Annotated in this window: 18 protein-coding genes and 2 pseudogenes; 17 read left to right on the forward strand and 3 right to left on the reverse strand. The window is 64.9% G+C overall.

All coding sequences use genetic code 11. The features are described 5' to 3' along the window. The first annotated feature begins 128 nt into the window (after nt 1-128). From ACK543_RS03545 to ACK543_RS03585, 9 genes and pseudogenes are all read left to right on the forward strand, one after another. Complete coding sequence (locus ACK543_RS03545; protein ID WP_409941483.1) at nt 129-830, forward strand: phospholipase D family protein; 702 nt, start codon at nt 129-131, stop codon at nt 828-830. A gap of 87 nt (nt 831-917) precedes the next feature. Continuing rightward, nucleotides 918-974, forward strand: a pseudogene (locus ACK543_RS03550) (DUF924 family protein); the annotation flags it as partial. Nucleotides 975-1,141: 167 nt separating this feature from the next. Beyond that, nucleotides 1,142-1,942, forward strand: a complete 801-nt coding sequence (locus ACK543_RS03555; protein ID WP_409941484.1) for a type II CAAX prenyl endopeptidase Rce1 family protein — start codon at nt 1,142-1,144, stop codon at nt 1,940-1,942. Nucleotides 1,943-2,135: 193 nt separating this feature from the next. Next, nucleotides 2,136-2,675, forward strand: a complete 540-nt coding sequence (locus tag ACK543_RS03560; protein WP_409941485.1) for a DUF924 family protein — start codon at nt 2,136-2,138, stop codon at nt 2,673-2,675. Between the two features lie 141 nt (nt 2,676-2,816). Further along, a complete protein-coding gene (locus ACK543_RS03565; protein WP_069103207.1) occupies nt 2,817-3,050 on the forward strand; it encodes an addiction module protein in 234 nt (77 codons plus the stop codon). Beyond that, the gene (locus ACK543_RS03570) at nt 3,047-3,340 is read left to right on the forward strand and encodes a type II toxin-antitoxin system RelE/ParE family toxin (RefSeq protein WP_409941486.1); all 294 of its coding nucleotides are present in this window, start codon (nt 3,047-3,049) and stop codon (nt 3,338-3,340) included. Before ACK543_RS03565 ends, ACK543_RS03570 begins: the two co-directional genes overlap by 4 nt. 116 nt (nt 3,341-3,456) lie before the next feature. Continuing rightward, nucleotides 3,457-3,765, forward strand: a complete 309-nt coding sequence (locus ACK543_RS03575) for a hypothetical protein (RefSeq protein WP_409941487.1) — start codon at nt 3,457-3,459, stop codon at nt 3,763-3,765. A 150-nt stretch (nt 3,766-3,915) separates the two neighbouring features. After that, nucleotides 3,916-4,434: a helix-turn-helix domain-containing protein gene (locus ACK543_RS03580; protein ID WP_291518754.1), complete on the forward strand. Its 519-nt coding sequence runs from the start codon at nt 3,916-3,918 to the stop codon at nt 4,432-4,434. Then, nucleotides 4,409-5,137 (forward strand): nucleotidyl transferase AbiEii/AbiGii toxin family protein, encoded by a 729-nt coding sequence (locus ACK543_RS03585; RefSeq protein WP_409941488.1) that lies wholly within the window; start codon nt 4,409-4,411, stop codon nt 5,135-5,137. The genes ACK543_RS03580 and ACK543_RS03585 overlap by 26 nt, the downstream gene beginning before the upstream one ends. A 102-nt stretch (nt 5,138-5,239) precedes the next feature. Here the strand turns inward: ACK543_RS03585 and ACK543_RS03590 are convergent, their stop codons facing one another. Then, nucleotides 5,240-6,211, reverse strand: a complete 972-nt coding sequence (locus ACK543_RS03590) for a M14 family metallocarboxypeptidase (protein ID WP_409941489.1) — start codon at nt 6,209-6,211, stop codon at nt 5,240-5,242. Nucleotides 6,212-6,821: 610 nt separating this feature from the next. On the opposite strand from ACK543_RS03590, the gene ACK543_RS03595 reads away from it, so the two are divergent. The 5 genes from ACK543_RS03595 (at nt 6,822) to ACK543_RS03615 (ending at nt 9,218) form a co-directional block, all read left to right on the forward strand. Beyond that, nucleotides 6,822-7,352 (forward strand): YqhA family protein, encoded by a 531-nt coding sequence (locus ACK543_RS03595; protein WP_291518751.1) that lies wholly within the window; start codon nt 6,822-6,824, stop codon nt 7,350-7,352. 25 nt (nt 7,353-7,377) lie between these two features. Continuing rightward, nucleotides 7,378-7,704 (forward strand): hypothetical protein, encoded by a 327-nt coding sequence (locus tag ACK543_RS03600; protein ID WP_300455533.1) that lies wholly within the window; start codon nt 7,378-7,380, stop codon nt 7,702-7,704. 108 nt (nt 7,705-7,812) lie between these two features. Further along, nucleotides 7,813-8,130 carry a DUF2322 family protein gene (locus ACK543_RS03605; protein WP_409941490.1) on the forward strand — a complete coding sequence of 106 codons (318 nt, stop codon included), beginning with the start codon at nt 7,813-7,815 and terminating at the stop codon, nt 8,128-8,130. Nucleotides 8,131-8,331: 201 nt separating this feature from the next. Next, on the forward strand, nt 8,332-8,793 hold the full coding sequence (locus tag ACK543_RS03610) for an SRPBCC family protein (RefSeq protein ID WP_409941491.1): 462 nt from the start codon (nt 8,332-8,334) through the stop codon (nt 8,791-8,793). 170 nt (nt 8,794-8,963) lie between these two features. After that, nucleotides 8,964-9,218 carry a hypothetical protein gene (locus ACK543_RS03615; protein ID WP_291518747.1) on the forward strand — a complete coding sequence of 85 codons (255 nt, stop codon included), beginning with the start codon at nt 8,964-8,966 and terminating at the stop codon, nt 9,216-9,218. Between the two features lie 308 nt (nt 9,219-9,526). On the opposite strand, the pseudogene ACK543_RS03620 reads toward ACK543_RS03615, so the two are convergent. Beyond that, nucleotides 9,527-10,855: pseudogene (locus tag ACK543_RS03620) on the reverse strand (phospholipase D-like domain-containing protein). 220 nt (nt 10,856-11,075) lie between these two features. On the opposite strand from ACK543_RS03620, the gene ACK543_RS03625 reads away from it, so the two are divergent. After that, the gene (locus ACK543_RS03625; RefSeq protein WP_409941492.1) at nt 11,076-12,068 is read left to right on the forward strand and encodes a peptidoglycan DD-metalloendopeptidase family protein; all 993 of its coding nucleotides are present in this window, start codon (nt 11,076-11,078) and stop codon (nt 12,066-12,068) included. Nucleotides 12,069-12,142: 74 nt separating this feature from the next. Next, the gene (locus ACK543_RS03630; RefSeq protein ID WP_409941493.1) at nt 12,143-12,691 is read left to right on the forward strand and encodes a pseudouridine synthase; all 549 of its coding nucleotides are present in this window, start codon (nt 12,143-12,145) and stop codon (nt 12,689-12,691) included. Between the two features lie 73 nt (nt 12,692-12,764). Here ACK543_RS03630 and ACK543_RS03635 read toward each other — a convergent pair whose 3' ends face one another. Further along, nucleotides 12,765-13,268 carry a DUF2242 domain-containing protein gene (locus tag ACK543_RS03635; protein ID WP_409941494.1) on the reverse strand — a complete coding sequence of 168 codons (504 nt, stop codon included), beginning with the start codon at nt 13,266-13,268 and terminating at the stop codon, nt 12,765-12,767. A 658-nt stretch (nt 13,269-13,926) separates the two neighbouring features. Between ACK543_RS03635 and ACK543_RS03640 the strand changes: the two genes are divergently transcribed. After that, nucleotides 13,927-14,385 carry a thermonuclease family protein gene (locus tag ACK543_RS03640; RefSeq protein WP_409941495.1) on the forward strand — a complete coding sequence of 153 codons (459 nt, stop codon included), beginning with the start codon at nt 13,927-13,929 and terminating at the stop codon, nt 14,383-14,385. The last annotated feature ends 194 nt before the right edge of the window (nt 14,386-14,579 follow it).

Here is a 14,579-nt window from a genome sequence, read left to right on the forward strand (position 1 = left end):
AACCGTCCTCGTCAGACGCTCGGCTGGGATTCTCCCTATCAGGCTTTTCAGCGATTCATGAAGGCTATCGCCGAGAAGAACTCCGCTACCATTCATTGAATATCAACCTGCGGTGTTGCACTTCAGATTTGAGACCGCCCCTTGAAGAACTGATCAAAGGCGCATCTGACCGCCTGATACTGATCAGCCCCTTCCTCAAGCTCAACGACCGGATGAAGGAACTGCTGGCCGATAAAAACCGCTTGAAAATCGACGTCCGCATCGTGTACGGCAAAAGCGAGTTGCAGCCGCAAGAGATTGAATGGCTGCGCGGTCTGACCTACATCCGCACCAGCTTCTGCAAGAACTTGCATGCCAAGTGCTACATGAATGAAGAGATGTGCATCATCACCAGCCTGAATCTGTACGAATTCAGCCAGGTGAACAACAACGAGATGGGCATCCTGATTCAGCGCAGCGACGACGGGCAGCTCTACAAAGATGCTTATGAAGAGGCACAGCGCATCATTCGCATCAGCGATGAGGTGCGCATTTCTCTGGAGCGTGTGGCCAGCAGCGAGCCCGAACCTGCGGCAACGCCAGTTGCGGAAGCCTCTGGCAACGACAGCGAAACATCCACCGGCGACAAGATTCCGTCGTCCAAGCTGGCCCAGAAGTTCGGACTGAAGACGGCACAACTGCTGGACCGGGCCACCGAACTGGGCTATCTCTCGCAGCAGGGGGACAAACACGCGCTCACGGCCAAGGGCGAGCAGGCGGGTGTGGAGTTTGTCGCCAAGTCCCGTTTTGGCCCTTACTTTCTGTGGCCGCAGGATCTGGCCTTGAGCTGAACCGCGGCGAAACGGGCGCTGTTCGCGCCATCGGGCATGGGAAACAACCTCGACTTCAAGCGCCGCCACAAGGCCGTCATGGACTGATTTGGCCGCTATCCGCACCGCAACGCCGTGCTGGGCCGTGCATCCACGCCCGAATAGCTGGCGTTCTTGGGCGGGCCAGGGCCTTCGCTCTAAACACCACCTCCAATCGCTACGCTTTTGATAGCTTCTCGTGCTTGCTCTACCAGCACTACAGCCCGATATCTCCCATAATTTGACCATTCATCCGCCAAAGCGCGCGCTCTGGCTTTCAGGAGGGAGTGGCAATGCAAAGAACAGCCGAGCAGGCACCGGTGGCGGCAGAGCGTTTCGGCTGGATCGAGCGGCCGGAGCGCGAGTTTCCCTTCTTCAACAACCAGCCCGTCCGCTTGTCTACGCCGCAGTGGCTGCTGCTGATGGCGGCGGTGGTGGCCGGGTTTCTGGCGGTGACTTTGCCCATTGCCTGGCCCTGGCCACCCATGGGGCGGCTGGTACCGTCGTTGCTGATGGCGGTGATTCCCCTGTGGGCCCTGCGCTGGGTTGCACCCGGGCATTGGCAGAGTTTGTTTGCCAAGGTGTCTGCGCGCGATGTGCTGTGGATGTTTTGCTTTGCGCTGCTCAACATCGTGGTGACGATTGGCGTGGGGTTGATCCTGACATCGATGATGACCCCGGTGCCCAACCCTGGCGGGACGGTGCTACAGGCCAGCGGTACTTGGGAGCGCGTCATCATCTTTGCCAACATGGCTCCGCAGCTTCTGGGTGAGGAGCTGATTACCATCCTGCCCTTTCTGGCGCTGATGGCGCTGTTCACCCAGCGCTGGGGGGCCAGCCGCAAAACAGCCCTGGTGGGCGCATGGCTGGTGTCTGCCGCCTTGTTCGGCTTGATGCACTTGCCGACCTACGGGTGGAATGTGGTCCAGTGCCTGGCCGTCATCGGCACTGCCAGGCTGGTGCTGACCCTGCCGTGGATCATGACCAAGAACCTGTGGGTTTCTGCGGGCGCGCACATCATCAACGACTGGACGCTGTTTGGAATGGGTTTGCTGAGTGGGAGTGCGCTTTTGTGGGGCCAGCCCGGGGGTTAGGCGAGCCCCGCGAGCCCGGTGTGGGCCGATGCGTACGCTGCGCTGAATGCCTACCGGGCATAACTGAGCCACGCCCCCGGGGCGTCATGCAGCGTGCCCATCGCGTTCAGGGTGTGTGCGGCATCGGTGGCGTGGTTGCGGCAGGTGTCGCTGCATGGGCTCCATCGCTGCACGGCGGGCTATCCTTGGCCCCATGCATGCCTCTGACATCCTCCACTTCTGGTTTACCGAGCTAACCCCCCAGCAGCACTTCGCCAAAGACGCTGCCCTCGACGAATCCATCCGCACCCGCTTCGGCCCCACGCTGGAGGCCGCAGCCCGCTGTGAACTGTTCGCCTGGCGCGCCACCCCAGAAGGCCGGTTGGCAGAAATCCTGGTGCTGGACCAGTTCTCGCGCAACGTGTACCGAGACACGCCCCGCGCCTTTGCCCAAGACGCGCTGGCCCTTGCCCTGGCGCAAGAGCTGGTGGCCAGCGGGCAGGACCGCAGCCTGCCCACGACGCAGCGCGTGTTTGCCTGCATGCCGTACATGCACAGCGAATCGGCCGTGATCCACGAGCAGGCGCTCACGCTGTTTGCGCAGCCGGGCATGGAAAACAACCTCGACTTCGAGCGCCGGCATAAGGCCATCATCGACCGCTTTGGGCGTTACCCGCACCGCAACGCGGTGCTGGGCCGTGCATCCACGCCCGAGGAGCTGGCGTTTTTGAGCGAGCCTGGGTCGTCGTTCTGACGTTTTGCGCAACACCGCTTCTCCGGTGGTCGCGCGTGCAACAAGGCACCGTGTATCGCGCAAAGCCACACGCCATACGCCGGCGCGAATCCTCTCCCGCTCGCTATAGTGGCGCCTTGACCTGATGCCGCCGGAGCCGCCATGACCATCACCGCCGAAGCCCTCAGCGCCCAAGCTGCCCAGTTGCCTCCCGCAGAGCGCATGGAAGTGGTCGAGCGCATCCTCGACAGCCTGGACCAGCCCGACGCGGCACTGGACACGCTTTGGGGCCACGAGGCCAGTGACCGGCTTGCCGCGTACCGGCGCGGCGAGATCGAAGCGGTGGCCTTGTCCGACGTGATCGCAAAGTACCGAACAGCTGCACGGCGCACATGAGCATCCGTTTGCTGGCGCCAGCGCAAACGGAGCTGGACGAGGCGATTTCCTGGTATGCAGAACAGGCACCGGGGTTGGGCGATGCGTTCCTGGTAGAGATTCTCAAAACGTTCCGGCTTGTTGAGCAGTTTCCTCAGGCCTGGCACCCGCTGACCCCGGAGATTCGGCGCTGCCGGTTGCGCCGATTCCCCTACAGCGTGATTTACACCGAGGACGCCCCGGGCATTCTGGTTCTCGCCATAGCGCACCTGCACCGCAAGCCTGGCTATTGGAAGAATCGGCTTGGTTGAGCGTAAGGCTTCACCGCTACCGTTGCCACTTCGATATTGATAGCTGCTTGCGCTTGTCCATCGGGCGCTGGAGGCCAATTGGTCCCAAACAACTCCAGCACCAACACAACCCATTCATGACGCCCCCGTTCACTCCCACCTTCGCCCACGTAGCACCCGGCCCGCTGGCTGGCCCCTTGCAGCTGCTGCCCGTCAACGCCGGAGTGGTGTCGGTGCACACCGCCGATGGCGCGCATGTGGGCGCGCTCAAGCAGGTGGGCGGGGTGTGGAAGTTCAAGGCCATGGGCTACGACGCTGCCGGCCGCATGGAGCCGGGCCACGGGCCGCTGACGGATCAGCACAACATGGCGTTTGCCGCGCTGGATGCGGCCGAGGTGAGTGCGCGGTTGCTGGGGGCGCTGGGCGGCGACCTGCAGGTGGGCTGACGACCACACTCGCCAGCCTTTTTTGTCGGAAAGGTCCAATCCAAGCCCGAAATGGATGCCGCAGCCCGATACGAATCAGAGTGCGCGCAACATATAAAACTGTTTCTCATATTTGACAAACACCCTATTTTGCAAATAATGAGAAACACTATGCCAGCGCCAGCCCCAACGACTACCGAACAATGCACAGCCCAGTTGCAAGCGCTGGGCGCGCAGATCCGCACCCGGCGCAAGACCCTGCGGCTGAGTGCCACGGAGACAGCCGAGGCGGCGGGGCTGTCGCGGGTGACGCTGCACCGCATTGAAAAAGGCGAGCCGTCGGTGACCATGGGCGCATGGTGCAACGCCATGGCGGCGCTGGGCATGGAGCTGAAGTCGGGGCTGGCTGGTGCGGCGGCACAGGCCACGGCCACGGCAGCGGCCGACCGTACGGGGTGGATTCCGGCGCGGGTACCGCTGGCTGACTACCCGCAGTTGCGTGCGCTGGCGTGGCAGGTGCACGGCACCGACACGCTGACGCCCGCCGAGGCCTTGGGCATTTACGAACGCAATGCGCGGCATCTGGACCTGCAGGCCATGCCTGCCAACGAGCAGGCACTGCTGGCAGCCTTGCGACTGGCACTGGCGCCCGGCGGGGCTACCCATGGCGGGACCGGCGATGCAGTTTGAGCGCCCGCACCACCAGCGCATTGCGCATGTTCTGGCTGCGCTGAACGGCGCCGTGCTGCAGCAGCACGGGTGCCTGTTTGGCGGCGGCACCTGCATTGCCCTGCGTTATGGCGAGTACCGCGAGTCCGTGGACATTGATTTTCTGGTGTCGGATGCGGCGGGCTACCGCGAGCTGCGCCAGTTGCTTACCGGCCCTGAGGGCTTGGGCCCCATCACCCACGCGCATGCCCCGCCGCTCGTGGTGCTGCGCGAGATCCGGGCCGACCAGTACGGCATTCGCACGCAGGTGCAGATGGATGGGCAGGCGATCAAGCTGGAAATCGTGCGCGAGGCGCGCATTGCGCTGGAGCCCCCCGTGGCGGGCGACACCGTGTGCGGAGTGAGCACGCTGACCCGGCTGGACCTGGCGGCATCGAAGCTGCTGGCCAATTCAGACCGGCAGGCCGACGACGGCGTGTTCAGCCGCGATGTGATCGACCTGGCCATGATGGGCCTGCCGCTGCCCGCACTGCGCGCCGCGCTGGCCAAGGCAGCCGAAGCCTACGGCCCACCGGTGGCGCGCGACCTGGGCAAGGCGATTGACCGGCTGCAACACCGCACCGGCCGGCTGGAGCGCTGCATGCAAGCCATGGCCATGCAGATGCCCAAGGCGGTGGTGTGGCAGAAAGTACGGGCGCTGCGGCGCGTGGTGCCGGGCGCCTGACACCGCGGCGCGGCTACCGTGGCCGGCCCAGCGTTGAAAAGGCCGCCCCGCCCACGGCGCACCGCCATGGGCAATCAGTCATCGCGGCGATCACCCTGGCGATCACCCTGGAGTAGTGGCCCCGCACACAAACTCCACCGCCGCACACACCGCCGCCACCTGCGCGGCAATGCACTGCTCGGGCGTGGCGCGGGGGCTGTCGGGGTACACCTCTGTCGTGGTGGTGTAGCGCGCGCCGGTAGCGCTGGCGCACAGGCCCCAGGCGGCCAGCTGGTAGCGGATGACGCCGGGCTCGGTCATGGGCGAACCGATGATTTCGTTGTGGGCGTCGGGCGGGGCGATGTGGGTGACCTGGGCCACGGCCTGCAGCACGGCGTGCTGGAAGGCGGGTTGGGGGTTGTCGGTGTCGTCCACCAGATAGAAGCCGTCCGGAATGCTGCCGGGCTCAAACGCCTTGCCGTCGCGCGCGGCCACGGCGGGGCGGTATTCGGATTCGTCGGTGTCAGTGGTTTCGTGCAGGTCGATGTGGGCGGCAAACTGGCCTTGGAGCGGCGCGATCAGTGCCAGCAGCGCGGCGGCCTCTTGCACGGTGGTGCCGGGGCGGAAGCTGCGGTTGGGGTCCATGGCGTCGTGGTTCCAGCGCTGGATGCGCTCCCAGCCCCAGGGGCTGACGCAGGGGGCCACCAGCCAGTTCACGCTGTCGGCATAGCGGTCGCCGTGCTGCTGCACAAAGCGCAGCGCGCCCAGCACGCCGCTGGTTTCGTAGCCGTGCACGCCGCCGGTAATGAGGATGGTGGGGCGGCCTGCGGCCCACTGGCGCGGGCGGATGCATTGCAGGGCGTAGCGGTCGTCGGCGTAGGCCACTTCGCCGTAGCTGCGCACGTCAAACCGATCACGCAGCGCATCGACCACGGCCAGCACGTCGTGCGCGTAGCTGCGCTGGCGCACCTGGCGGGCGCGCCACTGGGCCAGCTCGGCCGGGCCCCAGGGCTGGCCGGGCGTGCCGATGGGGTACGAAGCGGGGGGAAAGGCCGATGCGGGCGCAGTGACGGGGGCGGGGGCCGTAGAGGTCATGGTGTGCGGTGGCTGGATCAGAAAGTGCCGGACAATTTGCTTGAGGCTTAGGGAGCCTCTGCACGAATCAAGCGGTAAGTGAGCGCTGCGGATCGGGATGGGCTGCAAGGCGCAAAACGCAATAGCCCAGCTATTGCGAGTATTTGCAACGCAGCAGACCGCCCGAGGCCACAGATGCACACGGCGCGCTGATTCGTGCAGAGGCTCCATAGGAGCCTGTCGGACTTGGAAATCGTCGGCTGCAAATCGACCGCAGCGGTCCGTTTTTAACCGCCTTTTTGCCCCATAGCTCGGCTATGGGGCTGCAAATTCGGCAAAAACTGTCCTCGCTGGGGCCGATTTTCGCTTTCGACGCTCCAAGTCCGACAGGCTCCTAGGTGCCAAGGCACGGATTGTGCAGGGCCTGGCGGGGGGGCTGGCATCGGCCCGGGCGCACGGCACACCAGCGCGGCATGGGGCCAGGCACCCGGTGCAGCGGTAGCCGCGCAAGGGCGCACGGGCGCAGCCGGGCCATCGCAGCATTGCCCTGCGCCACCGGGCCTTTGCCCGGCCCGCCTATGATCCGCCCCAGCTGCGCGGGGTGCAGCTTTCAAACACAACAAGGGATTTCATGGAAAAGATTCTTTCGGGCATGGGCTCGCTGCTGTACCGCATGCGGTTCACCATGCTGTTTTTCTACGTGGGGCTGGTGGCCATCATCTTTGGCATCCTGGGCAAGTTCCTGATGGAAACCTTCAAGCTCATGAAGACGCTGCTGCTGGGCGACCTGGAGAAGATCGAGCTGATCATCAAGGTGCTGGAGCTGGTGGACATGACCATGGTGGCCCAGCTGGTGTGGGTGGTGGCGCTGGCGGGGGTGTCGCTGTTTGTGACCACCGGGCACTTTGACAAGAGCGACATGAAAAAGCCCGACTGGCTGGACCATGTGAACACGTACAACCTCAAGCTCAAGCTGGCGTTTGCCATCATTTCGATCTCGGGCGTGCACGCGCTCAAGACGTATCTGAGCGGCGACCTGTCGATGGAGAGCGTGACGGTGGTGACGTACATCGCCATCATCCACTTCACGTTCGTGCTGTCGGCCATCGGCATATCCTTTGCCGAGCGCCTGACGCGCGAGAAGCCGCACGAGGGGCACTGAGCCCCACGACCCCCCACCCCACCGCATGGCCCGCCGCCCGCACCACCACGTCTATGTCGTCGAGCTGTCGAAAGACGTGCTGCTGGAGCCGCGCTTTCGCAAGTGCAACCCGGGCTACATCGACGGCAAGCCGTGCGTGTACGTGGGCATGACCGGGCTGGACCCGGATGTGCGCTTTGACAAGCACAAGGCTGGCATCCAGGCCAACCGGTTCGTCACGCAGTATGGGCTGCGGCTGCTGCCCGACCTGTACGAGGGCTTCAACCCCATGCGCTACGAAGACGCGGTAGACCGCGAGATCGAGATCGGCATCGACCTGCGCTCGGCCGGGTTCGGGGTGTGGCAGGCTTAAGGGCGCGGCGCACGCCTTGGCGTGCGCGCAAAGCCAAACGCTATATTTTTAGTAGCACTTGGTGAAAATAAATCAAGGGCTACAGCCTGTTTTCAAAAATCGTTTCCCATGCAGTTTTCAGACCGACTCAAGCAGCTCCCATCCGCCAGCCACCTCGCTGCCCTGCACCTGCTGGCCGCCGATGGCCAGGTGCTGGCCACCATCGAGAACAAGCCCGGCCAGACGGGCTCGATGGTGGTGTATGCCGCACTGGCCGCGCTGTACGGCGGGCGCATCACGCCACAGGCCGCCACGCTGGGCCTGGAGTGGTATGCAGAGCATGTGGCCGATGCGCAGGCCCACCCGGGCAAGCACCCCAACATCGACCGGCTGCTGGGCTGGGCGCAGGGCAGCGAGAGCTTTGCGGTGCGGGCTGTGGCGGCCTGACACGCTGGCGGGCCACGCGCGCGCGCGGGCTGGTCTGCCCGCGCGGTAGGCTCCGTAACAACATTGTGTTGCGCAAAGCCCGGGGCGCCGCATATCTTGGCAACCCGGCACACGGCAGGGCTGCGCCACGCAAGCCGGCCGTGATTACATCGGCACCACCTGCCACGCCAGCCGCGTGTGTCCACCAAGGAAGGCAACCGCATGACCAGCACCGCATCCACCCCCGGCACCGTCACCGTCCACCGGGTGCTGCGCGCCCCGCCCGAGCGCGTGTACCGCGCCTTTCTCGACCCCGACGCCATGGCCAAGTGGCTGCCGCCGCACGGTTTTACCGGCCGCGTGATCAGCATGGATGCACGCGTAGGCGGCAGCTACCGCATGCAATTCACCAACCTGGGCACGGGCGGCACCCACGTGTTTGGCGGCACGTATATAGAGCTGGTGCCCGGCGAGCGCATCGTCAACACCGACCGTTTTGACGACCCGAATTTGCCCGGCGAAATGCGCAACACCGTCACACTGAAAGCGGTGGCCGTGGGCACCGAGCTGACGGTGGTGCAAACCGGCATTCCGGCCGTGATACCCACCGAGGCCTGCTACCTGGGCTGGCAGGAGTCGCTGCAACTGCTGGCGCTGCTGGTGGAGCCAGACATTCCGGGCTGACGCGCGCCGGTGGCGTACGTGCCCCGCCGCACGCGCATTTGCCTGAGGCGGGACTCGCAGGCCCAGCTTTGGCGTAATGGCACCCGGGCATCGCACATGCCCCGCGCATCACCGTCACGCCGCTGGGTTACCCTGCGCGACTTGATTGAAACGCACCAAGGAATCACAGCATGAAGCAACTCACCATCACCATCCAGCTGCAAATGACCGTCCCCGACGACTGGGAAGTGCAGGAAACCTCTGAAGGCACGCCGGTGATCCGAATGGGCGAAGGCAAGTTCCTGGACATGGCCGTGGAGCCCCTGTTTGCCACCGACCCCGAAGACATGTGGAGCAGCACCGACGACGAAGCGGCGCTCGACGAGATCATGGAGATGGTCGAAAGCGAGGAAGTGACGTACGAGCTGCAGCCAGAGGCGGAGTAAGCGGCTCCACGGCTTTTTCCGCGCGCTGGCCGAGTGGCGCAGGGGCCTGTAACGCCGCAGTGCATCGCCCTTGCCCATACCGCGCGCTGACCAGCGCTGTGGTCCAGCCCGAGTGCCCTGAGATGCCCGGATGGCGTTTGCTATTTATTGAGTCGGCATCAACCAACTTGAATGGGTTGATGCGGTTCGAAGCTCTGCGCAAGGCTTCGACAGGCTCAGCCCGAACGGCTGGTTCAAGTTCAAAGGTGCCGACTCAATAATAGATAGCATCAGGGCATTATTCCTGCTGGACTTATGCCCGTTTCGGCTCAAAGTTGCGAGCGCAGCAGCCCTGACAGCCGTTCGGCCAGCTTTTCTGTCCATGGGCGGTCCAACCAGGCCTCGTACGTCAGGCGTTCCGACCGCTTCATGTCGGCGTCGAACACTTGGGTCTGCCGCCTGGCAAACGCGGCGTCGTACACGTTGAGGTTGGCCTCGTCGTTCAGCCGGAACGAGCGGTTGTCGAAGTTGGTGGAACCCACCGAGACCAGCAGGTTGTCCGCGATCAGCACCTTGCACTGGTACATGGCGTGGCGTTATTCATAAATCTCTGCGCCCGCCTGCAGCAGCTGGCCCCAGGTGCCGCGCGATGCGGCCTTGACGGTTTCGGTGTCGGTGTGTTCGCCGGGCGTGATGATGCGCAGCCGCACGCCGCGGCCCAGCGCGTGCATCAGCAGTTTCAGCGTAAGGTCGTCGGGCACAAAGTACGAGGCCGACAGGTCGATGCTGCGCTCGGCCGCGGTGGTGGCCAGGTGGTACATCAGCTGCATGCTCTCGCTGCCGCTCGATGGCGAGCTGGAGAACATCTGCGCCTTCTGCGTGCCCACGGGCGGGGTCTGCGCCAGCGGCGGAAAGTACAGGTCACCGTGCAGCACCCTGCCAGTCACCTTGAGCCAGTTGTCCAGAAACGTGGCCTGCATCTGCGCCACCACCGGGCCGCGCACCAGGTAGTGCGAGTCGCGCCAGTGGTCGGGGCCCTGCGCGTTGCCCGTCCACTCGGGCGCAATGCCCACGCCGCCGGTAAAGCCCACCTGCCCGTCCACCACCAGCAGCTTGCGGTGGGTGCGGTTGTTCAGCCGCGCCAGGTTGTACCAGTGGGGTTTGTGGAACTTTTCGATCTGCACACCCGATGCGCGCGTCTCGTCGAGGTAGCTGTCTTCCATCCTGGCGGTGCCCACCCAGTCCAGCAGCACATGCACCTTCACACCGGCCCGGGCGCGTTCGCTCAGCGCGTCGGCAAAGGCATTGCCGATATCGCCCGACCAGTCGATGTAGGTCTCGAACGTGATGGTCTTTTGCGCGGCCTTGATGGCCGCCAGTATGGGCGGAAAGATCTGGTCGCCGTTGAGCAGCTCGGTCACCGCGTTGCCATCGACCAGCGCTGGGCCGAGCAGGCTGCCCAGCGCGCGCTGGAACTGGGGGTCTGATGTGGCGTACAGCCGCGGCAACTGCTATTGCACCTTCTTTTTGCCCGCCGTGAAGTTGAGAGACGCCAGCCCCAGCACCACGGTGGCTACAACGGACAGGCAACGATGAACCAGCGCGAGCGGCCGAGTTTTGGCATGCCGCGATTGTGGTGGGCTGCATGGGGGCGCCATGTAGGCAAACGCCGCCACTGTGGAGGGCAGGCGCAGGCGCCCGGGCGGCGCGCCGCAATGCGCTGCGGGCTTGCAGAGTGCAGCGTACGGCCGACACACGCGGTGGCCGCTGGGGGGCATTGCGTGCGCAAGTCGCAAGGTACATTTGTGGCCCCAGCGCCGCGGCCACCATGCAGAGGGCGCGCACTCCCTCTCGCAAGCCCTTGCCAGTCTCTGCACGATGCCTAACCTGCCCTTTGCACCGCCACCAGCTTCTTCCTTCGCACCGCGCGCCAACGCCGCGCACGCGCGTGGCCCGGCCGCCGTGTCGCGGCGCGCGGCGCTTGCGGCAACGGGCGCGTGGCTGGCGCTGCCCGGCACAACCGGGGCAGCCAGGGCTGCGGCGGCAGCGCCGTCTGCCGCCCCCGGCGTGTGGCCGCAGGCGCTGCAGGTGCCGGGCGGTGTGGCCCGGCTGTCGCTCGGCCCGGCAGCCATGCGGCCTGTGGTGCAGGTGCGCCAGGGCGATGCCGATGTGCCGGTGCTGGTGACGGGCGATGCCATCGAGTGGACAGCGGTGGTGGGCATTGCGCTGGCTGCCGCGCCGGGCGATGCGCAGGTCACCGTGCAGCCCGCTGCAGCGGGTGGAGCGGGTGGAGCGGGTGGAGCGGCGCGCACGGTGCCCTTCAGTATTGCACCCAAGCGCTATGCCGAGCAGCAGCTCAAGGTGTCGCCGCGCACGGTAGACCTCTCGCCCGAGGACCAGGCCCGGTACGAGCGCGAGCGCGACCACCAGGCCGTGGTGATGGCCACCCTCAGCGAGCAGCCTGCGGGCGTAGCGCTGCCATCGCTGCAGATGCGCGTGCCGGTGCCAGGGCGGCGCTCCAGCTCGTTCGGGCTGCGCCGTGTGTTCAACGGGCAGCCGCGCAATCCGCACAGCGGCATGGACATTGCCGCCGCCACCGGAACGCCCGTGGTGGCCCCGCTGCCCGCGCGCGTGATCGATGTGGGCGACTACTTCTTCAACGGCGGCACGGTGTGGCTCGACCATGGTCAGGGCCTGCTGAGCATGTACTGCCACCTGAGCCGCATGGACGTGCAGGTGGGCGATGTGCTCCAGACGGGCGACGCATTTTGCAAAGTCGGTGCCACCGGCCGCGTGACCGGCCCGCACCTGCACTGGGGCGTGATGCTCAACCGCACCATGGTGGACCCGTCGCTGTTCATTGATAAATAGCTATTTTTTTGATAGCTACTCCTGCCTTTTGAATAAGCGCGATCAGCCAATTTCATTCAAATCCTGCTCCCCGCATGACCGTGCGACTGATCCGCTTTAACAAACCCTATGGCGTGCTCAGCCAGTTCACGCCCGAGGGCAAGTGGCAGGGCCTCAAGGACTACATCGACCTGCCCGGTGTGTACGTGGCCGGCCGGCTGGACGCGGACAGCGAAGGCCTGCTGCTTCTGACCAGCGATGGCAAGGAGCAGGCGCGCATTGCCGACCCGCGCTTCAAGATGGAGAAAACCTACTGGGTGCAGGTGGAAGGCATTCCGGATGAAGCCGCGCTGGCAACGCTGCGCCGCGGCGTGGTGCTGAACGACGGCCCCACCCTGCCCGCCCGCGCACGCCTGCTGGAGACCGCGCCCGCCGTCTGGCCGCGCACCCCGCCCATCCGCGAGCGAAAGACCATCCCCACTGCGTGGGTTGAGCTAGTCATCCGTGAGGGCCGCAATCGCCAGGTGCGGCGTATGACCGCGGCAGTGGGCTTTCCAACGCTGCGCTTGTTGCGCGCGGCTATCGGCCCCTACACGCTGGACGGCCTGGCGCCCGGAACCTGGGACACGATACCGGCGGCCTGAGGGCTGCATGAAGCGATCTGGGCCGCAGCGCCCCGGTGGGCGGCTGAGTGGCCCGCGCGCACGGCCGCAGCGGTCAGTCGGCCTGCGCCTGCTCAATCACCAGATAACGCTTCACAAGATCGAAGAAGCTGTCGTAGAACGCATCCTTGCTCACCGTGGCGCTGGCCACCTTCACCAGTGAATCGCTGCTGGCCGAAAACGGCAATGACACCGAGCCGATGGCCCCCACGCCCACGCTGGCTGAGTTGTTGGTCTTGCGCAGTGCATAGGTATCTTGCAGCGCGGTGACAAAGCCCAGGCTCACCTTGCCGTCGTTGGCCTCGGGCACACACACCACCCGCACGGTCATCTGCAGGTGGGATTCGGCATCGGGCTGAAAGTTTTTCTTGCCCTCCACCAGGTCAGCGCTCGAGGCTGCAATGATGTATCCCTGGCTGAGCAACGCACGGCGCGATGCCTCGCAGGTTTGGGCAGGCGTGGCATCAAAAAGGCGCGAGAAAGTCGTCGCGGAATTGAAGTTTTCCTGCACCTCAAACGTGCGTGGGCCAGAGGTGGCAACGCAGCCGGAAAGCACCATGGCAGCGCCTGCCAAGCCGCACGATAGCGCCCAGCGCTGGCTCTGTACCCACCTGCCGGGGGCCGCTGGTCTTGCGGCTGTGGCCGGCAGCGTGGCAGATGGCGAAACGCAGTGGCGGCGAATCATCGGGTCCTTCGATCGGTTGGCAGCAGGGGCAGCGGGGGCGTCGCAGGCGGCAACCCTGGCATGGATGACCGCGTGCCGCAACGGTGGCGTTGGAGGCAATTCTAGGAGCCTGTCGGACTTGGAAATCGTCGGCTGCAAATCGACCGAAGAAGTCCATTTTTAACCGCCTTTTTGCCCCATAGCTCGGCTATGGGGCTGCAAATTCGGCAAAAACTGTCCTCGCTCTCGCCGATTTTCGCTTTCGACGCTCCAAGTCCGACAGGCTCCTAGGCAGGGCTGAAGACTTGACCGCGCGCCCTATTCCCCAGCAGCACGCCTTTTCCTGAACCACGCTGCGGCGCGCAAGGAAGGGGCACAAGCCGGTGATGGAAGGGACTGGAGCGCACCTCTCCACGGCTACACTGCGCAAGATGGTGCAACGACCCGGCGCAGCTTGGAGACCGCTCCATACGTGCGTTTGTAACGGGTTGCATTCCTTCGCCAGACGCGCTGGACCGCCTGTGCCTGCAACGCCTTCAGATTGCTCTTATCCGTGCCACTGGCTACCCTCATCTGCCTTGTCGTTGCCATCCATGATGGCGACACCCTGACTGCCCGTTGCGGCAACGCCACCAACTACCAGCAGGTGCGGCTGCGCGTGGCGGCCATCGATGCACCCGAATCGCAACAGGCATTTGGACAGAAATCGCGAGAACATCTGGCCCGCCTGTGCTTTCGCCAGCAGGCCATGCTGCAACCTGTGGAAAAAGACAAATACGGACGCACGGTAGCGCATGTGCGCTGCGGCGGCACCGATGTGGCTGCAGCCCAGGTCGGCGCGGGCATGGCATGGGTGTACATGCCCTACGCGGTAGACCGGCCCGGGCTCACCGTCTTGCAAGACCGCGCAAGGGCCCAACGCACAGGACTCTGGTCACAGCCACGGCCGCAGGCCCCGTGGACCTACCGGCACAAGCACGCTCGCCAGGAAAGCCAGGGAAGCTCTGCATAACCCTCGCGAGGATGCGCAGCAGCGCAGCCCACAGGGAGTGACGAAGAGGTTCCCTAGGAGCCTGTCGGACTTGGAGCGTCGAAAGCGAAAATCGGCCCCAGCGAGGACAGTTTTTGCCGAATTTGCAGCCCCATAGCCGAGCCATGGGGCAAAAAGGCGGTTAAAAATGGACCGCTGCGGTCGATTTGCAGCCG

Source organism: Acidovorax sp. (assembly GCF_046341535.1).
Lineage (GTDB): Bacteria > Pseudomonadota > Gammaproteobacteria > Burkholderiales > Burkholderiaceae_C > Acidovorax.